The sequence below is a fragment of the Paraburkholderia sp. GAS448 genome (assembly GCF_050435685.1).
Taxonomy (GTDB): Bacteria; Pseudomonadota; Gammaproteobacteria; order Burkholderiales; family Burkholderiaceae; genus Paraburkholderia.
In genome coordinates this window covers 1-21691 of record NZ_JBNDKT010000060.1, presented here as the reverse complement: position 1 = coordinate 21691, position 21691 = coordinate 1, and the positions used below count along the sequence as shown (strand labels likewise).

Annotated in this window: 19 protein-coding genes and 3 pseudogenes; 18 read left to right on the top strand and 4 right to left on the bottom strand. The window is 58.8% G+C overall.

Annotation, left to right across the window (positions count from 1 at the left end):
• Positions 1 to 46 precede the first annotated feature (46 nt).
• Both P3T23_RS43795 and P3T23_RS43790 read left to right on the top strand, forming a co-directional pair.
• On the top strand, positions 47 to 1084 hold the full coding sequence (locus P3T23_RS43795) for a DNA-binding protein (protein WP_429322281.1): 1038 nt from the start codon (positions 47 to 49) through the stop codon (positions 1082 to 1084).
• A 464-nt stretch (positions 1085 to 1548) separates the two neighbouring features.
• Positions 1549 to 2751, top strand: coding sequence for a Fic family protein (locus tag P3T23_RS43790; RefSeq protein ID WP_429322280.1), 1203 nt, complete (start codon positions 1549 to 1551; stop codon positions 2749 to 2751).
• Positions 2752 to 3135: 384 nt separating this feature from the next.
• Here the strand turns inward: P3T23_RS43790 and P3T23_RS43785 are convergent.
• Together P3T23_RS43785 and P3T23_RS43780 are read right to left on the bottom strand one after the other, a co-directional pair.
• Positions 3136 to 3795 (bottom strand): annotated as a pseudogene (locus tag P3T23_RS43785) (SMP-30/gluconolactonase/LRE family protein); the annotation flags it as partial.
• A 30-nt stretch (positions 3796 to 3825) separates the two neighbouring features.
• Positions 3826 to 4548, bottom strand: a complete 723-nt coding sequence (locus P3T23_RS43780; RefSeq protein WP_429322279.1) for an IS6 family transposase — start codon at positions 4546 to 4548, stop codon at positions 3826 to 3828.
• Here P3T23_RS43780 and P3T23_RS43775 point away from each other — a divergent pair.
• The 3 genes from P3T23_RS43775 to P3T23_RS43765 all read left to right on the top strand — a co-directional run bounded on the left by P3T23_RS43775 (position 4541) and on the right by P3T23_RS43765 (position 7654).
• Complete coding sequence (locus P3T23_RS43775; protein WP_429322278.1) at positions 4541 to 5455, top strand: acetyl-CoA hydrolase/transferase family protein; 915 nt, start codon at positions 4541 to 4543, stop codon at positions 5453 to 5455. The two genes, P3T23_RS43780 and P3T23_RS43775, sit on opposite strands and share 8 nt — an antisense overlap.
• 27 nt (positions 5456 to 5482) lie before the next feature.
• On the top strand, positions 5483 to 6679 hold the full coding sequence (locus P3T23_RS43770) for an acetyl-CoA C-acetyltransferase (protein WP_429322277.1): 1197 nt from the start codon (positions 5483 to 5485) through the stop codon (positions 6677 to 6679).
• A 105-nt stretch (positions 6680 to 6784) separates the two neighbouring features.
• Positions 6785 to 7654 carry a MaoC/PaaZ C-terminal domain-containing protein gene (locus P3T23_RS43765; RefSeq protein ID WP_429322276.1) on the top strand — a complete coding sequence of 290 codons (870 nt, stop codon included), beginning with the start codon at positions 6785 to 6787 and terminating at the stop codon, positions 7652 to 7654.
• Positions 7655 to 7973: 319 nt separating this feature from the next.
• Here P3T23_RS43765 and P3T23_RS43760 read toward each other — a convergent pair whose 3' ends face one another.
• The gene (locus P3T23_RS43760; protein WP_429322275.1) at positions 7974 to 8873 is read right to left on the bottom strand and encodes a LysR substrate-binding domain-containing protein; all 900 of its coding nucleotides are present in this window, start codon (positions 8871 to 8873) and stop codon (positions 7974 to 7976) included.
• A 121-nt stretch (positions 8874 to 8994) separates the two neighbouring features.
• Here P3T23_RS43760 and P3T23_RS43755 point away from each other — a divergent pair, with 121 nt between their 5' ends.
• The 13 genes and pseudogenes from P3T23_RS43755 to P3T23_RS43695 all read left to right on the top strand — a co-directional run.
• Positions 8995 to 9777 (top strand): glucose 1-dehydrogenase, encoded by a 783-nt coding sequence (locus P3T23_RS43755; protein ID WP_429322274.1) that lies wholly within the window; start codon positions 8995 to 8997, stop codon positions 9775 to 9777.
• A gap of 55 nt (positions 9778 to 9832) precedes the next feature.
• Complete coding sequence (locus tag P3T23_RS43750; RefSeq protein ID WP_429322273.1) at positions 9833 to 10240, top strand: nuclear transport factor 2 family protein; 408 nt, start codon at positions 9833 to 9835, stop codon at positions 10238 to 10240.
• Positions 10241 to 10326: 86 nt separating this feature from the next.
• Positions 10327 to 10683: a nuclear transport factor 2 family protein gene (locus P3T23_RS43745; RefSeq protein WP_429322272.1), complete on the top strand. Its 357-nt coding sequence runs from the start codon at positions 10327 to 10329 to the stop codon at positions 10681 to 10683.
• A 207-nt stretch (positions 10684 to 10890) separates the two neighbouring features.
• Positions 10891 to 11958 (top strand): porin, encoded by a 1068-nt coding sequence (locus P3T23_RS43740; RefSeq protein ID WP_429322287.1) that lies wholly within the window; start codon positions 10891 to 10893, stop codon positions 11956 to 11958.
• Between the two features lie 49 nt (positions 11959 to 12007).
• The gene (locus P3T23_RS43735; RefSeq protein WP_429322271.1) at positions 12008 to 12985 is read left to right on the top strand and encodes an alpha/beta fold hydrolase; all 978 of its coding nucleotides are present in this window, start codon (positions 12008 to 12010) and stop codon (positions 12983 to 12985) included.
• Positions 12986 to 13127: 142 nt separating this feature from the next.
• Entirely contained in the window at positions 13128 to 13868 is a 741-nt protein-coding gene (locus P3T23_RS43730) for a 3-oxoacyl-ACP reductase family protein (RefSeq protein WP_429322270.1), read from the top strand.
• Between the two features lie 116 nt (positions 13869 to 13984).
• Positions 13985 to 14311: a putative quinol monooxygenase gene (locus P3T23_RS43725; RefSeq protein WP_429322269.1), complete on the top strand. Its 327-nt coding sequence runs from the start codon at positions 13985 to 13987 to the stop codon at positions 14309 to 14311.
• Positions 14312 to 14437: 126 nt separating this feature from the next.
• Entirely contained in the window at positions 14438 to 14785 is a 348-nt protein-coding gene (locus P3T23_RS43720) for an EthD domain-containing protein (RefSeq protein ID WP_429322268.1), read from the top strand.
• A 206-nt stretch (positions 14786 to 14991) separates the two neighbouring features.
• Positions 14992 to 15753: an SDR family NAD(P)-dependent oxidoreductase gene (locus P3T23_RS43715; RefSeq protein WP_429322267.1), complete on the top strand. Its 762-nt coding sequence runs from the start codon at positions 14992 to 14994 to the stop codon at positions 15751 to 15753.
• A 251-nt stretch (positions 15754 to 16004) separates the two neighbouring features.
• A pseudogene (locus P3T23_RS43710) lies at positions 16005 to 16553 on the top strand (IS5 family transposase); the annotation flags it as partial.
• Positions 16554 to 17079: 526 nt separating this feature from the next.
• Positions 17080 to 17763, top strand: coding sequence for a reverse transcriptase domain-containing protein (locus tag P3T23_RS43705; protein WP_429322266.1), 684 nt, complete (start codon positions 17080 to 17082; stop codon positions 17761 to 17763).
• Between the two features lie 4 nt (positions 17764 to 17767).
• Positions 17768 to 18325, top strand: a complete 558-nt coding sequence (locus P3T23_RS43700; RefSeq protein WP_429322265.1) for a group II intron maturase-specific domain-containing protein — start codon at positions 17768 to 17770, stop codon at positions 18323 to 18325.
• 73 nt (positions 18326 to 18398) lie between these two features.
• Positions 18399 to 18863, top strand: a pseudogene (locus tag P3T23_RS43695) (IS5 family transposase); the annotation flags it as partial.
• Positions 18864 to 19657: 794 nt separating this feature from the next.
• On the opposite strand, the gene P3T23_RS43690 reads toward P3T23_RS43695, so the two are convergent.
• Positions 19658 to 21010: a dicarboxylate/amino acid:cation symporter gene (locus P3T23_RS43690; RefSeq protein ID WP_429322264.1), complete on the bottom strand. Its 1353-nt coding sequence runs from the start codon at positions 21008 to 21010 to the stop codon at positions 19658 to 19660.
• Positions 21011 to 21691 lie beyond the last annotated feature (681 nt).

Below are 21691 nucleotides of genomic sequence, written 5' to 3'. Positions count from 1 at the left end.
TGGTTTACGTTGTATTATTGATTGAATCTTATCAAAACTGCCCCCCATGTCCGACGTTCAGCCCGATGAAGTCCGCGTTGCCACGGAAATCGACCGGCTGAAGGCCGAATTTCCAAAGACTCGCGAGCTCTACCGCGAGGTCTGCGCGCTGCTGTTCTTCAGGTTCGGCATCACGCCGACCGCGAACCGGCTTTACCAGCTGGTGAAGCGCGGCAGCATGGGCACGCCGACGCAGGTGCTGGGCGAGTTCTGGACCGAACTGCGCGAAAAGAGCCGCGTGCGGATCGACCACCCGGACCTGCCGGCCGACCTGCAGGCCGCCGCCGGCGAACTGGTCGCGACGCTGTGGACGCGCTCGACCGCATCGGCGCAGGCCGCGCTCGGCGCGCTGCGCGACGAACTCGAGGCGCAGCGCGTCGAGGCGCAGCAGGCGGTCGTCGCCGCGCGGGACGAACTGGGTCGCACCGAAACCGCGCTCGAGCAGCGCACCAGCGCGCTGCTCGCTGCCCAGGTGGAGGTCCGCGACCTGGAGCGCGCGCAGGCGGAGGGGCACGCTGCACGAAAGGCGCTGGAGGCGGAGATCGTGCGGCTGAAGGATGAGGCGGGCACGCGCGGGCGCGAGCTGCAGCAGGTACGGGAGGCATTCTCGCGGGATCTGGAAAAGCTGCGGGACGACACGCAGCGGGCTGAGGAGCGGCTGCGGGTATCCGAAAAGCGCGCCCTGCTAGAGATCGACCGCGAGCGCGGCGCCGCGGCGAAGCTGCAAAAGGATCTGGATGAAGCAGTGCGGCGCTCGGACCAGCGGGACGTCGACCATCGTCGCGCACTTGATACGCTCCAGTCGCAACTCGGCGACGCGCGCCATCAGGCGGGCGTGCTGCAGGGGCGACTCGATACAGTCCAGTCGGCGCACGTGACACTGCAGGGCCAACTGGCAGCGTTGCGCCAGACTGAAGCACACGCGGGTCGCGCACGGATTGCGGGCACAGCGCCACGCCCAGCGGCTACACGTCCGTCGCGCGCGGCGGGTGAAGCGTCGGCGAGCGCCGGCAAGGCAGCGGCGCGCCGGAAGCGGGGTAAGTGAATGGGATCCGGTTCCCGACGGCGGGGAGTGGAAGACTGCCCGCCGATCCAGTCGCTGATGCGCTATGCCGGGCGGATGGTCCGGATAGTCGCCATGGCGAGCGGCGAAAGGTCATCATCGAATCAGTCGGTGACGATGGCCAGGAGTCTCGCAGTCACGTCAAGTGAGTGAACCAGGAGGTCCTAAAGGGGAAGCCGTTCTGATGGCCGACTGGGGAATCTGTGCAGCAGGCTGCTGCACAATTGCCATGGTTTGCCTGTGCACGCTGCTCGACAATCCTGATGCACCGGATATGCGTGCGATGTACTGTTGCCACTAATTTGCTTCAACGCCTGCTCATGCACGACGAGCCCAGGTCTACCGCTGATGAGAAGGGTGTTGTTTAAGGCCACTTACATAAGCTCCGGCGCTATTTAAGCCAAAGGCATATTGCTTAATTAACGGTCAATAGCCATAATCCATCCATGGCTGACGAGAGCACAACAAATCCCCGGCTTGGCCGATTCGTCGAAACCGCCGTAGGCGGTGAAATCGCGCGCGCATTCGTGCCGCCGCCCCTTCCCCCCGAACCCCCTATCGACGTGTTGAGTCTACTCGACCGGCTTAGTCTTGCCGAGCGGGCGGTCGGGCGGCTGGACGGCATCACGATGCTTCTCCCTCGCCAGGAGCTTTTCCTCTACATGTATGTGCGCAAGGAGGCGGTTCTTTCGTCTCAGATCGAAGGCACCCAGTCCACCTTGACCGATCTGCTTCGTTTCGAAACCGAGGCACAGGCCGGCCAACCCATCGACGACATCCGCGAGGTGTCGAACTACGTCGACGCCATGATGTATGGGCTGGACCGGCTCCAGGAGTTGCCGCTCTCTCTACGGTTAATCCGCGAGATGCATGCGCGCCTGCTGCAAAGCGGGCGGGGCGGCACCAAAAGCCCTGGCGAGTTCCGCAGGTCCCAGAACTGGATCGGCGGGACCCGACCCGGGAACGCCCTATATGTGCCGCCGCCCGTGAACGAACTCGACACCTGTCTCGATGCACTTGAAAAGTTCATGCATGAGGACCGCTCGCGCTTGCCGGCGCTTATCAAGGCCGGACTTCTTCATGTCCAGTTCGAGACGATCCACCCGTTTCTTGACGGCAATGGCCGCATTGGCCGGCTGCTCGTAACCCTGTTCCTCAATGTGCATGGGGTATTGCACTCGCCGCTCCTCTACCTGAGTCTCTACCTCAAGACGCACCGGGCGGATTACTATCGGCTCCTCCAGGAGGTCCGTGAGCGTGGTGCCTGGGAACCCTGGCTCGAATTCTTCCTCGACGGTGTTGCCGAGACCGCAAACCAGGCATTTGATGCTGCAACACGGATCGTCGGCCTGTTCAAGGAAGATCGGGAGCGGATCACGGCGGAGAGCGAGCGGGCCGGATCGGCCCTGCGCGTCCATGACCTGCTTCAACAGAATCCATTCCTCACTGCGAACCTGCTCGTTGAACGTACAGGCCTCACTGCGCCGACGGTCAACGCTGCGCTTGCTGACCTGGAACGGCTCGGTGTGGTGGAGGAAGTAACGGGCCGCCGGCGCGGGCGCGTGTTCGGCTATCGGCGTTATCTCGCCATCCTTGGCGAAGGCACTGACCCGCTTCCCGCTCCACAGAACCCGACTCCAGACGAGTAGCGACCCCGCCACCCCAAAAGCGCCACTATCTCCGGCTTCGGATCCACTGGACCTGCTCTTCGTGACCGTCGCATTACGCCGCGTGTATCCTTCGGTCGTTAGCTATAAACCGGCGACCGCGGGGCATGGGCTCACGCGCGGACGGACTGGTGCCGCCAGGAAAGCCGCAACGTCAGCCCGCAAGGTGCGCCGGTCAAAGGGGCCTGCTGAATGAAAACGGTGCGGCAGGTTCCCGGAGTGCGGTACTCGACCATCGCTGACTATGCACCCTCACTGGCGCCTTCCGCACCTTGCTCGAGCCCGTGCATGCCCCGATTGGTTTTTTTATGCGCACGCGATTTTGCTCCACAAAGTCGCCACGCATCATAATGGCCGGACCAATATTCAACGGCCTTGGCCGCGAATGCCAAGATACAGCGCATAAACCGAGGATGTAGCCGTCACGAAAATCCTGTTCCGGTTGATGCCGCCAAAGGTCAGGTTCGACACGACTTCGGGAATCAGGATCTTCCCCAGCAAGACGCCATCTGGCGCGTAGCAATGCACGCCGTCTTCCGCGCTCGCCCAGATGTTTCCTTGCTCATCGATGCGGAATCCATCCGGTACGCCGTTTTGCATTTGGATGAGCACGCGTCCACCGCTCAGCGATCCGTCTTGCGCGACATCAAATACACGGATATGGCGAGGAGCTTCATCGTCATGAGTCGCACCCGAATCTGCGATGTAGAGGAGCGATTCGTCCAGCGAAAACGCGAGTCCATTTGGCTTCACGAAGTCATCGCACACGAGGCGAACGCGCGTATTGTCGGGTGAAATGCAGTACACGTTGCAGCGGCCGATCTCGCTGTCTCCGCGATAGCCTTCGTAGTCGCTCAGGATGCCGTAGTCGGGATCGGTGAACCAGACTGCGCCGCGCGAATCGACCACCACATCGTTCGGCGAATTCAGGCGCTTGTCTTCGAAATGCGATGCCAGCACGACCACGCGGCCATCGTGCTCCGTGCGCGTCACGCGCCGGGGTTGTGTCGCGATAAGAAGGACACGTCGAGCCAGTTCAGATATGAAAAGGACTGCTTACATCACGATAGAATAGAATTGCTCAGCAAGATTTCGGGCGATGCCATCGTCTCGCATTTGTCCTTTCCGGATCATATGCATGACTTCTATGCCTGCCAGGATAATACGGGCGCAGCGAAAATCCTTGAAGCCCATCATCGGCTTGACAATGCGTTTGATGGCACGATGATCCTGTTCGACGATGTTGTTCAAATACTTGACCTGCCGGACCTTGATGGGCGTTTCCCGTTCAGCGTTGATGGCCTGCAGGGCCGCCAGATTGGCCCCGCTTTTATCCATGGTCACGGTCTCAGGCGCGCCGTTGCGATCGATGGCCTTCTCGAAGTAGCGGCGCGCGGCAACCTTGTCGCGATGCGCCCGCAACAGGAAATCGACCGTATTACCCGCCTTGTCCACTGCGCGGTACAAGTACTTCCACTGGCCGCGCACCTTGACGTAGGTTTCATCCATCCTCCAGCTCTTACCTACCGGACGTTTGTGCTTGCGAAAGGCTTTCTCGAACAACGGTACGAGCTTGATGACCCACCGATGCACGCTCGAATGGTCAACCTCAAAGCCGCGCTCAGCCATCATTTCTTCGAGATTGCGAAGGCTTAGCGAATAGGCCACGTACCACCGCACACACAGCAGGATCACATCCAGCGGATAGTGCAGTCGCTTCAGCACTTTCGCGATCCCTGGCGGTAATGTCTTTCGCGGCGTCTTGCCCGTCATGGCCATCGTGATCGTCTCAATTTCGGTTGCCGAATTCTACCTGATCGCCTTAGCGCGACAGAGCCGTGCGCGTGTCGTAATAGCGGAAGTCAATACGGCGGCGCCTTGTACGTATGGCTTATCTGTGCTGGAGGCCGGCGATTTCGACGTGCTCGTGCCGACGCATCGCGCGCCGCTCGAGCGCTCACTTTCAAGCGTAGGCGACACCGAGATGCGCATTGCGCGGCATGCGGCATCGCTGATCGAAGACGGCGCGACGCTTCAGTGTGGCATCGGTGCGTTGCCCGAAGCAATCCTTGCGCAACTGACGGACCGCCGCGACCTCGGCATCCACAGCGGCACGATCGGAGACGCGGTGGTCGACCTGTGCGAGCGCGGCGTAGTGACCAATGCAAGAAAGCGCGAAAACACCGGGGTCACGATCGCGGGAACGATGATGGGCTCGCGGCGCGTCTACACATTCGCTCATCGCAATCGCGCTGTGCAGTTACGCCCGACGGCGTACACGCACGACATCGATGTGCTGGGCCGCATCGACCGCTTCGTCGCAGTCAACGCCGCAATCGAGGTCGATCTGACCGGACAGGTCAACGCCGAAATGGTAGCGGGGCGCTACATCGGCGCGGTAGGCGGCGCGATTGATTTCATGCGCGGAGCAGCGCGCTCGCATGGCGGCGTGCCGCTCGTCGCGTTGTCCGCTAGCGCACGTGGCTCGAGCCGGATCGTCGCCAAGCTCTCGGGACCGGCGAGCACGTCGCGCGCCGATGCCGGCGTGATCGTCACCGAGCATGGCTATGCCGATCTGCGCGGTCTGACATTGCGTCAGCGTGTGCGCAGGATGCTGGATATCGCGGCGCCGGAGTCGCGCGCGGCGCTCGAGGAAGAAGCGGCGCGCGCTGGGCTGCGCCTCTGACATCGACTGGATATTAAGGAATTCAACATGAGACGAGCAGCAATCGTTGCACCCGTGCGAACGCCCGTCGGCACCTTTGGCGGCAGCCTGCGTTCGGTGCGTGTCGAGGCACTGGCGGCCACGGTCATCAAGGCGACGCTTGAACGCAGCCAGATTGATCCCGCACGCATCGAGGACGTCGTATTCGCGCAGTCGTACGCGAACAGCGAGACGCCCTGCATCGGGCGCTGGGTAGCATTGGAAGCGGGCCTGCCGGTCGAGGTGCCAGGCATGCAGCTCGATCGCCGCTGTGGCGGCGGGCTTCAGGCCGTTGTGACGGCAGCGATGATGGTGCAAAGCGGCGCCGCCGATGTTGTCGTGGCGGGCGGTGTCGAGAGCATGAGCAACATCGAGTACTACACCACGGACATGCGCTGGGGCTCGCGCTCGGGCTCGGTCAAGCTGCACGACCGGCTCGAACGAGGCCGCGAGCGCTCGCAGCCGGAGGCAAGGTTCGGCTATATCTCAGGCATGATCGAGACGGCCGAGAATCTCGCGCGCGAATATGGCATCACACGCGAGCAGGCCGATGAATTCGCAGTTCGAAGCCACCAGCGCGCCGCTGATGCCTGGGCGTCGGGCCGTTTCGACGATGAAGTCGTGCCCGTCAGCGTGCCGCAGCGCAATGGCGACCCGGTGCTGTTCACGCGCGATGAAGGCGTGCGCGCGGACGCCAGCCCCGAATCGCTCGGCAAGCTGCCCGCGCTGATGAAGAACGGCACCGTCACGGCGGGCAACGCCAGCCAGCAAAACGACGCGGCGGCAGCGTGCCTGATTGTCGCCGAGGACAAGCTTGCGGAACTGGACTTCGAACCGCTCGCGTATCTGACGGGCTGGGCGGCTGCCGGCTGTGACCCCGCGACGATGGGCATTGGCCCCGTCCCTGCCGCGCAGAAACTGTTGCGCAAGACAGGCCTCACGTTCGATCAGGTCGATCTCGTCGAGGTGAACGAGGCGTTCGCGTGCCAGGTGCTCGCAGTGCTCAAGGGCTGGGGTTGGGACGACCACTCTCGGTTGAATGTGAACGGCTCAGGTATCTCGCTCGGTCATCCGATCGGCGCAACGGGCGTGCGCATGCTCGCGACGCTGCTCTATGAACTGCAGCGCCGCAAGGGCCGGTATGGCTTGGAGACGATGTGCATCGGCGGTGGCCAGGGCATCGCGGCGATTTTCGAGCGTCCCTGACGGTTGTGATCGCTAACACGAAGACTTCTTCGGAAACCGTATGCCCGCGGCCGGCTCGATCAGAGGCGGTGGCTGAGGCTGACCTCATGACTCAAGAGACTGACGATGACGATCAACTACGACACATTGAAAAACTGGCCGTTTGAGGACATCGAGCAGCATTACACGGCGCGCGACGTGATGCTCTACCAGCTCGGTGTCGGCTACGGTTGGGATCCGCTCGATCCTAACGAGCTACCGTTCGTTTACGAAAAAGATCTGCGCGTCACGCCAACCTTTGCGGTCGTGCTCGGATATCCGGGAGTCTGGGCCAGAGATCCGCGGAGTGGAATCGATTGGGTCAGGATGCTCCATGGCGAACAGACGCTCTATATTCACAAGCCGCTGCCGCCCTCTGCGACCATCGTCGGGCGCTCCAGAGTCGCGCGCATTGTGGACAAGGGCGCCGATAAAGGCGCACTCGTCCTGATTGAGCGCCGGGTCACGGACAAGACGACTGGCGAGCTGCTGGCGACGATTGAACAGCTCAATTTCTGTCGTGGCGACGGTGGCTATAGCGTGTCAGGAGAACCCAGCGACGAGGCGCCCACGTCACCGCCTCCCGTTCCAGAACGGGCGCCGGACGCGGTGTTTGACTTGCCAACGCGCCCTGAAATGGCGCACATCTATCGCCTCTCAGGCGATGATAATCCGCTGCACGTCGATCCCGAAGTGGCGCGAAACGCCGGCTTCGAGCGCCCGATTCTGCATGGTCTTGCAACGTGGGGAGTCGCAGCACACTCAGTGATCAGAACAACTTGCGACGGTGATCCGACTCGCATTGCGTTGTTCCGGGCACGCTTTACTGCGCCAGTGTTCCCGGGAGAGACGATTCGCACCGAAGTATGGCGTACCGGCAATGCTGCCCACTTCCGCTCGCGCGTAACGGAGCGCGACGTCGTGGTGTTGAACAACGGATACGCGGAAATGCGTTAGAAGGGGTCCCCTTGTTTTCCGTGCACAGAGTGACGGTAGGCAGGCCTTGAATTGATGCGGCTCTCGGCGGTGTGCGGTGCATCAATCGCTGCATATTCAAATACTTGCTGTTCGCTACCCAATCGGCCGGAAACCCGCGTCGTTGCTTGCTCGACGCAAGCTCTCCGCGTGCAAAACCAGTCCAATAAACATGCGGGTTTCCGGCGGGTCAGTCAACGAACAGAAATCGTAAACTATTCAAGCGCTTACGGTCTGGGTCCGACGCCAGTGCTCGATCTCCTACCGTCACTCTGTGCACGGAAAACAAGGGGACCCCAATTCACGCAGACGCGAACAATGAAGCTGCCCAATCCGCAAACACCCTGACCTTGGTGCTATATCGTCGGCTAGGCGGATATGCGATATACACCTCGAGCGGATCCGGCCGCCATTGCGCGAGAATGGGCACGAGCCGTTTTTGCTCAATGGACGAGCGAACCATGAAGTCCATGGTGTGGACGATCCCCAGACCAGCCAGTGCGGCTGCATGGTGTGCATTGCTCTCGCTGACAAGAACGTCATTGCGTACGCGATCGAGCGTTATCGTCTCTCCGCCGCGGCGAAAGGCAAGGGGCTGCGTCACACCCGTACTTGCAGAGAAATATCCAACAACAGGCATGTCCTTATCCACGATTTCCTGCGGATGTTTCGGTCTGCCGTACTTCGCGAGATAAGCGGGACTTGCACATGTCGTCCATGCAGCCGTGCCGATCGAATGCGCGACGACGTCCGGGTCATCGGAGGTGCTTCGAATTGCACAGTCTATGTTCTCTGCGACGAGATCCGCAGTGCGGTCAGTGACGCTAAGCTGAATCCGCATCGTGGGATAGCGCGCAAGAAAGGCCGGCAATTGGGGAATGAGGATACAGCTTGCGGTCGATCCTCCAACGTCGACTCTCAGCACCCCGCGTGGGCTCGCCTGTTCCCGACCAAGTGTGGCCTCGAGATCATCGAGTTCACTGAGCAGTTGCCTCGCGCGCTCAAAGTAAGCAGTGCCATCGCTCGTCACACTGACCCGCCGCGTATTGCGCTCAAGCAGCTTTACACCAAGATGCGCTTCCAGCGATTTGACCCATTTGCTTGCCGTGGTGTTGGGCATATTCAGAGAAAGGGCCGCCCGCCCAAAGCCTCCTGTCTCAACAACGCGGACAAAAACACGAATTGCCTGCAAATGGTCCATCGAACTACCTCCAATTATCCACGTATGTGCGCAGAGTTCCCACAATACACGCATTTATCTACCAGCGTACGCAATGTAAGCTGAGGTCATTCGTGCATGCAGGTAACCAAGGAGCCCTGAAATGACAGCCTCACTCTACGACAACATTCATTCAACCAAGCATGCGGGCAAGGTTGCGCTTGTGACCGGCGGCAGCACCGGAATTGGCCTGGCCACCGCCAAGCGCCTTGCGCTAGAAGGCGCCACGGTGTTCATCACCGGGCGACGCCAGGCGGAACTGGATGCCGCAGTATTGGAAATCGGCCACGGCGCGCGAGCGATTCGCGGCGACATCTCTTCTGCGGCCGACCTTGAACGCATTGTGGAGACCGTGTCGGAGGCTCACCAAAGAATCGACATCCTCTATGCCAACGCGGGAGGCGGCGAATTCGTGCCCCTTGGCGAGATCACCGAAGCGCAATTCGACAAATATGTCGGCATCAACATGAAGGGCACGTTGTTCACAGTCCAAAGCGCATTGCCATTCATGCCCGCCGGTAGTGCGATCGTTATCACAGGATCGATCGCAGCCGTAAAGGGCATACCCGCGTTCAGTGTCTATGCCGCCACCAAAGCGGCCTTGCGGGCCTTCACGCGCTCCTGGGCAAACGATCTCAAAGGCCGTGACATCCGCGTCAACGTGGTCGCCCCCGGCGTCATCATTACGCCTGCCTACAAGACCGAACTCGGAATGAGTGATGAGCAGATTGACGCGTATTCCAAGGACGTCTCCGGGACGACTCCGCTTGGCAGGGTTGGCACTCCCGACGAGATCGCCAAGGCGGTCTCTTTCCTGGCATCCGACGACGCCAGTTTTGTAACGGGCGCCGAGCTGTTCGTCGATGGTGGACTCGCGCAGGTCTGATCTTTCGACGCCGCGCTCAACTGAATGTGGGTGCGGCATCAGGAGGAGAAATACGATGGGCTCGCAAGAAAAATTTCGTCTCGCTCAGCAGTTTCTTGAAAGACTGCGCTCGGGTGCGGCGCCTGATGAGATTGCGTCATTGTGTACACCCGATCTCGACTGGAATGTTCCGGGCGACCCAGGCGCTTTACCCTGGATCGGGCGCAAGACAGGGCGCGAGGCAGTCTCGCATTTTGTTCGAGATGCGCGAATGATGGTCGAAGGCATCGGCTTCGATATCAGGGAGGTTCTCGCAAGCGACGATCGCGCAGTCATTCTTGGTCACGTGCGATCGCGGATCAAAGCCACTGGAAAATTGATCGATAGCGAGTTTGCAATCGTGCTCACGTTCGCCGGCGCGAAGATCGCAAGCTTCCTGCTGCTGGAAGACAGCTTCGCCGTATCGTTGGCCGCCCGACATTAACTGGTCCAGCAACCTTCAACGCAAAGGATCGTATGCCAGCGGCACTATCGCTCAACCTGATCCCCGACTACTCAAAGGAGTCCACGATGCATTTCTCGGTGAATGAGCTTCTGAGCCGAAACCTGCTCGCCATTTTTGGCGAGCGAGATTCTGCTGCGCGAATGAAGGAACTGGAAACCATCTGGCTGCCGGAGGGCTGCTTCGTCGATCCCGATGGCCGACACGTTGGACTCGACGCCATCAATCGCAAGGTTGCCCAGCTACGGGCAAGATTTCCCGATTTCGACTTTATCGAGCGCGGGCCCATTGAAGCCATGCATGGAATCGGGCGCCTCGCATGGGGATTTGGGCCCGAAGGCAATCGAACAGCCGTAACGGGCGTCGACATTGCGGTTACACGAGACGGAAAGCTTCTCGAACTGTACGCGTTCATAGACCGATGAACTACAAGAATCGCGCGAACGCTACTCTGCTTCCACGATTCCTGTACGCGTGATCCTGTACGGTTCCATTGTCCGGCGATCCCTTCTTCAAATATCAGAGTTGCATCATCGAACAGGCAACTGCGTCGAATTCATGTGATCAGTATACCTATATAAATAAGGGGATAAAAAAGGAGACAGAGGGTGAGGAGAAACAACCGCATAAAGATGGGTCTGCGCGGTGCAGTCGCTCCAGCGTTGTTCGCCGGATCGATAGGCTGCGCGTACGCGCAGAGCAGCGTGACGCTGTACGGAATAATCGATGACGCATTGTCTTATTCAAGCAAGACCTTGAATCCATCGACAGGCCGAGACGGAGGTCATCAAATCGCAATGATTGATGGCCAGGCTTTTGGGTCGAGATTTGGTATGACGGGTGTCGAGGATTTAGGGGGAGGAATTAAGGCATCTTTCAAACTCGAGAGTGGCCTTAACACCGCAAATGGCGGTCTCGGCAACTCGAATGGAAACCTGTTCGGCCGGCAGGCATGGGTCCAGCTAGCGGGCAATTTCGGCTCTGTCACGGCAGGTGTGCAATTTTCTCCATTCGTCCTCGCGTTAATCGAGTCGGATGCGCGAGGTGCATCGGATTTTGGGTCGCTAGCGCCGATATACGTGGACAGTGTCATCACGACCGGGCTATTTAACCCCAATGCGATTACCTACTCGAGTCCGACTTTTGCCGGACTGCAAGGAAGTGTCATGGTTGCCCTCGGTGGAGAGCCGGGCAACTTCCGGGCTGCAAGGCAGTACTCGGGAAGCTTGACCTATAACCTGAACTGCTTCTTCGCTGACGCGGCCTTCTACAGCGGGAACGCAGGAGACGCAAACACTTCTGCTCCAGCAATCTCGACGATAGCTTTCACGGGACGCACCATTGGGGTGGGCTATACATTTGGCAATTTGACACTCAAAGCGGTGTTCGTGAATTTCAACGTTGCAGGATCCTTCGATAGTCGTGTGTTTGGGGGTGGAGTAAGTTATACCGCGACGCCTGCGCTAATTCTCGACGCCGGTGGGTGGCTGACTCGGGACCGCAACGACTCGAGCAATCATTCGATCCTCGCCGCTGCCGGTGCGCGGTATTTCCTCTCGACGCGGACGATGCTGTATACGCAATTCGGCTATGTGAACAATAGCGGAAAGATGAACAAGGGTCTTTCCAACGATGGACCCGTGTATTTGCCATCCGGAGGGACTTTCGGAGCCAATGTCGGGATCACCTATTCCTTCTAGCTCCAAGTCAAGGTCAGGTACACAGAGGTTGACACTCAAGGAGACAACGATGTCTGACGCCGTATTACGAGAGGGCTCCGTTCATATCGAACGAGCTACCGGAGCAGGATCGGTATCTGGGGTCCCAGAATTGCCGGATGGCTTTGCCCAGACGTTCGAGAGCTGCTACATCGACGTTGGCGGCCTTCGTCTGCATGCCGTGATCGGTGGCGGGGGACCGCCGCTGCTCCTGGTGTGCGGTTGGCCCCAGACCTGGTATGCGTGGCGCTACGTTATGCCACGCCTCGCACAGCAGTTCACCGTTATCGCTGTCGAGCCACGTGGCGTTGGGCTGTCCGAAAAAGCCCCTACCGGGTATGACTCCGACACGCTTGCAACCGATCTGCTTGGGGTAATGACGGTCCTCGGTCATGAACGCTTCGCGCTAGTGGGGTTCAACATCGGCAACTGGACCGGTTATGCGATGGCGGCTGCGAGGCCGGATCGGATTGAGCGTTGGGTGATGGTGGAAAGCATTTTCCCGGGTGTGACGCCGTCGCCGCCAGTGTTCGACGTCCGGCAACTGAGTGATAACCTCTGGCACGTCGGATTCAACCGCGCCTACGGCATCAATGAACGTATGGTGCAAGGGCGCGAGGACATTTACTTCGGTCACCAGTTTGCGAGCAAGGCAGGCTCGCCGAACGCCATTCCGGATTATGCGGTCGAGGTCTACGTCGACGCTGTAACAAACAGCGAAGCATTGCGTGCGAGCTTCGAGTATTACCGTGCCATCGACGTCAATATGGAGCGGAACAAGGAGCGTGTGAAGGCGCGTCTGCCGATGCCGATTCTCGCGGTGGGTGCGTCGCGTGCTTTGGGTGAGTATGTCGAACACACGGCGAGACTCATTGCCGACAACGTGGCCGGCCTGGTGATCGCAGACTGCGGACATTTTATTCCCGAGGAAGCACCCGGTGCGTTTCTCGAAGCGATCGAGCCATTTTTGCTGCCTCTCGATTCACACTGGCGCTTGAAAGGCAACTAAAAGGTTGTCGCAAAAGACTGAATATATCGAGCGGATAACGTCTCGCTTAAATTAAGGAATACATATCTATATGGTTGGTGACGACCTAGCCATATCGATCATAAGTGAGACATTTTTTTGACGAACGGAACGGAGACATTTGATGAAACAGCTAACCGGAAAGGTCGCGCTAGTAACCGGAGGCACGCGCGGGATTGGCGCAGGCATCGCCCAGCGTCTTGCCAGAGAAGGCGCGCACGTCACGATCACCTATCCGGGCGCGTTCGACGGGCCCGATAACGTGCTGCGTGCGATTAAGGACGAGGGTGGCAAGGCGTGGGCAATTGAAGCGGACAGCGCAGTTCCTGAAGCAGTAACCGCCGCGGTCGATCAGGTGGCGCGGGAAAAGGGCGGCATGGATATTCTCGTGAACAACGCCGGAATCATTGTTGTTTCGCATATCGATGAGTTCTCGGCCGAAGATTTCGATCGCATGATGGCAATCAACGTCCGCGGTGTGTTCGTGGCCTCGCAAGCTGCGGCACGACATATGAAGGAAGGGGCGCGCATCATTACCATCGGAAGTTGTAACGGCGACCGAATGCCGTTTAAAGGGGGAAGCGTGTACGCATTAACGAAGGCCGCTGTAGCCGGGTTCACCCGGGGACTGGCGCGCGACCTTGGCGCGAGGGGGATAACAGTCAACAACGTTCAACCAGGTCCCACCGATACCGATCTGAATCCGTCCGACGGTCCCTATGCGCCGACCTTCAAGCAGATGCTTGCACTACCGAGGTTTGCTCACGTGGACGAAATTGCCGGAATGGTTGCCTGGCTCGCGAGCCCCGAGGCCGCGTTTGTTACAGGTGCCAGCCTGACGATTGACGGGGGGTTTAACGCCTAGGAACGCAGGTCGGCTTGTGGCGCACGTTCCTGTCGCGAAAGGATCGTCACTGTGGTGAACATTCGTGGCGACGAGAACACATTTTTTTGTGAGTTCTATGATTCAAGGAGATGGAGATGAAAGATGGTTTCGCCGCTGTGGTTCACCTGAAGATCAAGCCTGAGAAACTCGACAGGATCAAGGCCTTGCTCTCGGACGTTGGGGATGCGATGAGCGCGGAGAAAGAGTTTGTTCACGCTTGGGTGCATCATTCGAAGGACGATCCGACATCGCTGGTTATCTACGAAGCCTGGTCCTGCGACATCGACTATTTCATGGAGAACCTATTTAGCAAGCCCTATCGGAAGACGTACGAAGCCGAGATTGCCAGCGCTCTGCGGGAGGAGCGGAACATCGAGGTTCTCAACTACGTTCAGAGTTATCCGGGGCGGCGGGAGAGCTAGCAAAGTGGGAGCGCCGGCTGCACGCTCGAGTGCCATCGTCGCGCATCCCATCAGTATGCGCCGGCAAAGAGAACCTGTTTCCTGTGTGAAACAGTCCAGCGATTTAGAGATGATTGGAGACGCGCTTTGATCAAACTAACTGTATTGCTGCCGAGGAATGCTTCGATGACTCGGGAGGAGTTTGTGAACTACCATCGAGAGATTCATGCGGCGTTGCTTCGCGGAGACGAGTTCACGAGATCGCTGGTAAAGCGGTACGAGCAGGCGCACAACACCGGCACGACGATCCCCGGCATTGATCTTCCAGACCATCATTTTGATGGAATCGCGGAACTGTGGTTCGACAACGTCGACGACCTCGTTAAGTACTATACCGACGACCACTATTTCGAAGTAGTACAGCCAGATGAAATGCGCTTCATCGATCACTCGCGGGCACTCGCTATGATCTCGACCGTCAATGTCGTGTTTTGAGAAGCGGATCGAGAAACCTCAGATGCTGGCCCAACGTGTGCGCAGCGGGCAAGTGCGTTCCTTCACTGTTTGTGTACTAAGCGGATTTTCAACGGTAGGTGTCGACGGACCGTTCATGTGGGCCACAACTGTTCGGCCTTTACCGCTGAGCGATGCCAGCCGATAACAACTGACGTGCTCAACAATTAAACAGGAGACATCTAGCTATGCAAGCGATATTTGAAGAGAACCGTTCGACCGGCCCTTCTCTCGAAGGAAAGGTAGCCATTGTGACTGGAGCGAACGGTGGTATCGGCTCTGCGATCGCACAACAATTTTTGGCCGGCGGCGCATTGGTCGTACTCACCGATCTCGCACAATCAGGCGAGCAACTGGCGTCGCTGGGCAAGCAAGCAATTTTCCTCAAGCATGACGTCTCGCAGGCTCAGGCCTGGAGCGAGGTCGTAGAGCAGGCGCTAAGTAGATTCGGAAAGATCGACGTCCTTGTTAACGCCGCAGGAATTCACCGGCACGGTGTGATGACCGATACAACAGTCGCCTCGATGGAGGCACTGTTCCGCGTCAATCAACTGGGCACGTTCCTCGGCATGAGAGCGGTCGTCGACGCATTTACGAGCAACCGCCATGGTGCGATCGTGAATATCTCATCCTGCCTCGCGACGCGCGGCGTGCCCGGGCAGTTCGCTTACGCAGCGTCTAAGTGGGCTGTTCGAGGTATGACGAAAAACGCGGCGCTCGAGCTCGCATCGCTAAACATCCGAGTGAACGCGGTTATGCCAGGTCCAACTGATACGCCCATGTTCCGCGGGCTTCCTGAGGCAGACCAGTCGGCGATCGCGGCAATGATTCCGTTTGGGCGAGTAGCGCGCCCCGACGAGATTGCGGCTGCGGTTGCCTTCCTATCTTCGGATGCCGCAGGCTATATTAGTGGCGCCGAACTGGAAGTCGATGGCGCGGTCTTCGCATAGCTGTCAAGAAGTATCTATCGACGACGGCTCATGTTGCCGTTTAATGAGGACCGGTCCGCTGCGAGCGTCAGTTCGGGCCGGCGCGTGGCGTTGTTGGCCCAAACACCTCCACGGCCAACTCGCCATCCCGGCAAACAGACCGAGCCGCTTCGTGCAGCGACTAAGGAAATACTGATTTATCCGACTCGGCGGTCATCGCTGACATAGCCGAGGACGTTGTAGAAAGAAGTTCAAGGAGCTGACCCACGACAATGCAGCGGCAGATCGGTTTTGCGGAAGCGGAAAGTGCGGGCAAGAAGCGGATGACCAGGCGTCAACGCTTTCTCGCCGAGATGGAGAAGATCGTCCCTTGGTCGCGGCTGCTGTCGGTCATCGAGCCGTACTACCCGAAGGGTGAGCGAGGCCGGCCGCCGATTGGCCTGGAACGGATGCTGCGGATCTACTTCCTGCAGCAGTGGTACGGGTTGTCGGACGAAGGGCTGGAAGACGCGCTGTCCCCCAAGGGGACTTCCTGCGGGGCGTACGACAGCATTGCGATGCGCGCCTTCGCCGGCATCGATCTGGCCGTCGAGAACGCGCCGGATGCGACCACGCTGTTGAAGTTCCGTCGTCTGCTGGTCGAGCATGACCTGACGCGAAAGTTGTTCGACGAGATCGGCATCTCGCTGTGTGAGCGCGGACTGATGATGAAGGAAGGCACGCTGGTCGACGCGACGATCATCGAAGCGCCGCCGTCGACCAAGAACGCCGCAAAGAGCCGCGACCCGGAGATGCATCAGACGAAGAAGGGAAACGAATGGCGTGTGTCACGAACGCAGGCTGAGCCTGCGATGCTGTACTGAAGATGGGAGAAGGCCTCCCGGAGTCGGCTTGCAGGAGCGGGCTCCAAACCACCCGGTGCTGCTGCGTTCAAAAAGCGTGGTGGTGAGCGACCGGGGCAAGTCATCCGCAGAGGGTGACAGGTACGTGCCGAGAAGATGAGCGAAAACAAACCGTCCGACGACGCATCGTTATTCCCAAAGGCGCTGTCGAAACTGGGGTAGGCCATTCACCTTAGGACAGACCGGGACGACACCTGTTTACGGGCCCGGTGGCAGCCGGTGTATAGGCGGCATGATCTCGGCGCAGGCTTTGGTACGGAACGTGAGAACCTTGCTCCAGATGTGAAGGGAAATGACAAATGGCAGACACCATGAGGAAGAGTACCGATGCTGGAGTGAGGGGCGGAGCCGCCCGTAGTAGTGTTGAAGTTCCTGCAATGGGAATGGAGCGAAGGGGCGGCGTTATCCTGTCGATGAACGCGGTCAACCTGCGGGGATGAGCGGCGTGAAATCGGCGAAGCCGTACAACATTGCGAAGCGCACGGTATGGGAGGCATACCGGCAGGTTAAGGCCAACCGTGGGGCTGCCGGGATCGACGAGGAAACCATCGCCGAGTTCGAGCAGAACCTGTCGAAGAATCTATACAAGCTATGGAACCGGATGTCATCGGGGTCGTATTTCCCGCCACCGGTAAAGCAGGTGGAGATTCCCAAGGCGTCGGGAGGCACGAGAAAGCTGGGGGTGCCCACGGTCGCAGACCGTGTTGCGCAAACCGTGGTCAAACTGGTCATTGAGCCGGGTCTCGACGCGATCTTCCATCCGGACTCCTACGGGTACCGGCCGGGGCGGTCGGCGAAGCAGGCGGTGGCGATCACTCGTGAACGCTGCTGGCGATATGACTGGGTGGTGGAATTTGACATCAAGGCAGCATTTGATCAGATCGATCATGGTCTGCTGATGAAAGCGGTGCGCACTAACATCAGGGAAGACTGGATACTGCTATACATCGAACGGTGGCTAGTCGCGCCGTTCGAGACTGCGGATGGAACACGCGCGCCCCGCACGCGGGGTACACCCCAGGGCGGTGTTGTCAGTCCGATCCTGATGAACCTGTTCATGCATTACACATTCGACCGGTGGATACAGCGCACCAGCCCCAAACTGTCCGTTTGCCCGCTACGCGGATGACGCGGTGGTTCACTGCCGTAGCCGCAAGCAAGCGGAATACGTGATGCGGTCCATTGCAACACGGCTGGCAACTTGTGGGCTGACGCTGCATCCGGAGAAATCGAAGGTCGTGTACTGCAGGGACAGCAACCGCAGCGAACGCCATCCGCATGCGAGCTTTACGTTCCTCGGTTTCACATTCAGACCGAGGAAGGCCCGCAGCCCGCAAGCGGGGCTATTTACCAGCTTTCTGCCTGCGGCCAGCGAGGATGCTCTGAAGCGGATGCGGCAAGCGGTGCGGGGGTGGCGACTCAATCGCCAGACCCATGTAACGCTTGCCGATGTGGCGAGACTGTACAACCCAGTGATACAAGGGTGGTGGAATTACTATGGCGCGTTCTACAAGACTGCGATGCTTCGCATCTTCCGGCACATCGACTGTGCTCTTGCACGTTGGGCCCGACGGAAGTACAAGGGCCTGCAGAGGCGCAGGCGACGAAGTGCCGAGTGGCTGGACAGGATGCGCCGTACCAACCCGTTGCTGTTCGCTCACTGGCGTGTGGTTAAGCAGCCGGCTGGATAACGGGAGCCGTATGACGCGAGAGTGTCACGTACGGTTCTGCGAGAGGCTCGGGGGGCGGCTCCCCCGGTCTACTTACCACTTCGGCATGAAGGCGCACGTTGGTGTCGACGCCGATTCGGGGCTGGTGCATAGCGTGGTGGGCACGGCGGCCAACGTGTCGGATGTGTCGCAGGCCCATGCCCTGCTGCACGGGCATGAAGAGGAAGCGTTTGGCGATGCGGGCTACATCGGCGTGGACAAACGCGACGAGATGAAGGGCAAGCCGGTGAAGTGGCGTGTGGCGGCCAAGCGCGGAAAGATCAAGGCGATGCAGGAAGGCCCGCTGAAGGACCTGGTGATCGCGGTTGAGCGAACCAAGGCGCAGATCCGCGCGCGGGTCGAGCATCCGTTTCATGTCGTGAAGAACCTGTTCCGTCATCGCAAGGTTCGCTACAAGGGGCTGGCCAAGAACACGGCGCAGCTGTTCAGCCTGTTCGCGCTGGCGAACCTGGTGATCGCGAAAAATCAGCTGCTGTCGACCCATGGGAGCAGTCCGTCATGGGGTGACCTTGATTTCTGTGCAATTTCCCGGTTTGAGCGATGTAGGCTAGACGCGCCCTTGCGAACTGGCGACAGCGTGCGCCTCAGGGCGGAAATCGGACATTTCTAAATAGCCTAAATCGGACATTACTAAAAAGCTCCCACACCCGAAATGTTGATAAATTATGTTATGTCAAATACGAAGCTGCTTACTGATTATTTGCTACCGGTTCATTGCTATCCCTCAGACCTTCCGTCTGATGTGAACTGGTACTGATTCTTCCAGACGGAAGTTTTATGGTTACCGGGACAGACTGTAGAGGAACTCGACTGGCTTCCTGAAAATCAATCAAATAACTTCCACTTTGGCAGGATTCCGAGGTTAAAATCGACCTCATTCATCGGGTCTGTTACCCAAATAGCTTCCGAGATCGACAGGATTCAACCATAAATCTTCCATCGTAGTAGACGGTCGTCAACAGCGTTGCGGTGGCCACCGTGAGCGTCCCACCCAAGAACGTCCAAGCCGAGCGTTTCAAGTTCGGTGCGGATTCAACCGGTGAAACTTGTCGGTAGCGAATGGCGGCTTACGAAAAAATCGAACACTTCCTGCCGACCCACAAGATCGCGATACCGGACAGTGGTGTTTCGTTCAAGCCCGCCGCGGCTGTGACATTGGTGGTCGGTGGACGTCGACGATAATGCGGTGATCGATAACGTGACATGAAGCGGGTGCATTTCGGCCGGGTTTCGTTCACTGTCGAACGGATGTTCTCGCTCGAACATTGGACGATCGCGGTACTCGCGGGCTCCTTATACGTTATCCGACCGTGAGCGCGACGCAGCGACAGGCATCCTTTCGTCTCTCTGGTCCAGCACCTTTTCCGGCTCGTCCGCCTCTTCCGAGGTTTCGCTGTCCAAAACCCTACGCATTCTGGTTTGGTCGAGTTCATTGGTCCATCGCGCAACCACTAGCGTCGCCACCGCATTACCTATGAAATTGGTCAGCGCACGCGCCTCGGACATGAAGCGGTCAATGCCCAGAATTAGCGCAAGCCCCGCAACCGGAACATGTCCGACGGCGGAGAGTGTTGCCGCCAGCACGATGAATCCGCTGCCAGTGACCCCAGCGGCACCTTTGGAAGTCAATAGCAATACGGCCAGCAACGTAAGCTGATGGGTCAGGTCCAGTGGTGTGTTGGTCGCCTGGGCAATAAAAATAGCAGCCAGGGTAAGGTAGATCGACGTGCCATCCAGGTTGAAGGAATAGCCGGTAGGAATGACCAGCCCGACCACCGACTTTTTCGCGCCGAGATTTTCCAGTTTTACCATCACGCGCGGCAGCGCCGCTTCGGACGACGACGTGCCAAGCACGATAAACAGCTCTTCCTTGAGATACTTGATCAGCTTCCACACACTGAACCCATGGAACCGGGCAATCAGTCCGAGGACGACGAAGATGAAGATCAGGCAGGTCATGTAGAACGTGGCCATCAGCTTACCAAGCGAGAGCATGCTGCCGATACCATATTTACCAATGGTGAAGGCCATTGCACCAAACGCCCCGAGCGGCGCCACCTTCATGATGATGCCGACAATGCCAAAAAACACATGTGAGATTTTCTCTACAAAGTCGAATATCAACGTGCCCCTACCGCCGAATGCGTGCAAGGCGAAGCCGAACAGCAGGGCGAACAGCAGAACCTGCAATATCTCCCCCTTGGCGAACGCGTCGACCACGGTAGAGGGAATGATGTTCATCAGGAACTCGGTGGTGCTCTGCATCTTTCCCGCGCCGGTGACGACGGACACTGCCTTCGCGTCCAGCGTCGCGGGATCCACGTTCATGCCGGCGCCGGGCCGCACCAGATTGACTATCAACAACCCGACGACCAAAGCAATGCCGCTGACGATTTCAAAATAGAGCAATGCCAGTCCGCCGGTCTTGCCCACCTTCTTCATATCTTCCATGCCGGCAATGCCAATGACGACGGTACAGAAGATAATGGGCGCAATGATCATCTTGATCAGTTTAATGAAGGCATCGCCAAGCGGCTTCATTGCCTCGCCCCACTGCGGCGCGAAAAAGCCGAGCAGGACACCGATGACGATCGCGACAATCACCTGAAAATAAAGTGACTTGTAAAGCGGTTTGCGGGCAGCCATTTGAACCTCCAGCAGTTGTCTCGGTCTTCAATCGGGCCGTCGTTCGATACGAGCGCGCCCCGCATGATGACCGGCATGGTCGTCCGACCCAATTCCGGCTCCTGCGACACCTTGCTTCCAGGTGTGGCAGCGTCCGTGTGACCCCTGTCTTCTCTGCTGCAGCGCAGCGAAGGTCGCGGTTGCCTGACCTCAGTGACGCCAGCGTTAGCTGTCGTACGGATCACCCATTCGAAGGCTATGCTGCGCATCAGCCCCCGACAACCGGGCAAACCCGAGCCTGCATTGCAGCAGACCGCGTAGAAGCGAACGCCGACGAAGCGCCGACTCACGAAGCCGCACTTGACGAAGCCGCACGTCAAGCCCCACGCCTTGACAGGCGCATAGCCGAAAGCTCGCGTCCTGTGCCGTTATCAGGGTGCTTCTCAATGTCGCTTTTTGAACCTCATCGGCAGCTTTCAGGCTGCTGGAGTCATCCATCCTTTCGAGTCGGCCGGTGGATCATCTTAAGGTTTATTCAACGCCTGCCCGCACGCGCCGTCGCGCACCCCGAGCCCACGGACATGGGCAGGCGTCGAACAAACCTTAAGAGAACCGGTCATTGCCTGATCGGATGCGCGAGCATGCGCTTTCGATGTAGAGGGATGCGAACTTTCGACCATTGCGGCCGGTCGAGCCGCCAGC

Coding starts and splice junctions, on each gene's coding strand:
- P3T23_RS43795 (WP_429322281.1), top strand. CDS start 47: ATGTCCGACGTTCAGCCCGATGAAGTCCGCGTTGCCACGGAAATCGAC.
- P3T23_RS43790 (WP_429322280.1), top strand. CDS start 1,549: ATGGCTGACGAGAGCACAACAAATCCCCGGCTTGGCCGATTCGTCGAA.
- P3T23_RS43775 (WP_429322278.1), top strand. CDS start 4,541: ATGGCCATCGTGATCGTCTCAATTTCGGTTGCCGAATTCTACCTGATC.
- P3T23_RS43780 (WP_429322279.1), bottom strand. CDS start 4,548: ATGGCCATGACGGGCAAGACGCCGCGAAAGACATTACCGCCAGGGATC.
- P3T23_RS43770 (WP_429322277.1), top strand. CDS start 5,483: ATGAGACGAGCAGCAATCGTTGCACCCGTGCGAACGCCCGTCGGCACC.
- P3T23_RS43765 (WP_429322276.1), top strand. CDS start 6,785: ATGACGATCAACTACGACACATTGAAAAACTGGCCGTTTGAGGACATC.
- P3T23_RS43760 (WP_429322275.1), bottom strand. CDS start 8,873: ATGGACCATTTGCAGGCAATTCGTGTTTTTGTCCGCGTTGTTGAGACA.
- P3T23_RS43755 (WP_429322274.1), top strand. CDS start 8,995: ATGACAGCCTCACTCTACGACAACATTCATTCAACCAAGCATGCGGGC.
- P3T23_RS43750 (WP_429322273.1), top strand. CDS start 9,833: ATGGGCTCGCAAGAAAAATTTCGTCTCGCTCAGCAGTTTCTTGAAAGA.
- P3T23_RS43745 (WP_429322272.1), top strand. CDS start 10,327: ATGCATTTCTCGGTGAATGAGCTTCTGAGCCGAAACCTGCTCGCCATT.
- P3T23_RS43740 (WP_429322287.1), top strand. CDS start 10,891: ATGGGTCTGCGCGGTGCAGTCGCTCCAGCGTTGTTCGCCGGATCGATA.
- P3T23_RS43735 (WP_429322271.1), top strand. CDS start 12,008: ATGTCTGACGCCGTATTACGAGAGGGCTCCGTTCATATCGAACGAGCT.
- P3T23_RS43730 (WP_429322270.1), top strand. CDS start 13,128: ATGAAACAGCTAACCGGAAAGGTCGCGCTAGTAACCGGAGGCACGCGC.
- P3T23_RS43725 (WP_429322269.1), top strand. CDS start 13,985: ATGAAAGATGGTTTCGCCGCTGTGGTTCACCTGAAGATCAAGCCTGAG.
- P3T23_RS43715 (WP_429322267.1), top strand. CDS start 14,992: ATGCAAGCGATATTTGAAGAGAACCGTTCGACCGGCCCTTCTCTCGAA.
- P3T23_RS43690 (WP_429322264.1), bottom strand. CDS start 21,010: ATGGCTGCCCGCAAACCGCTTTACAAGTCACTTTATTTTCAGGTGATT.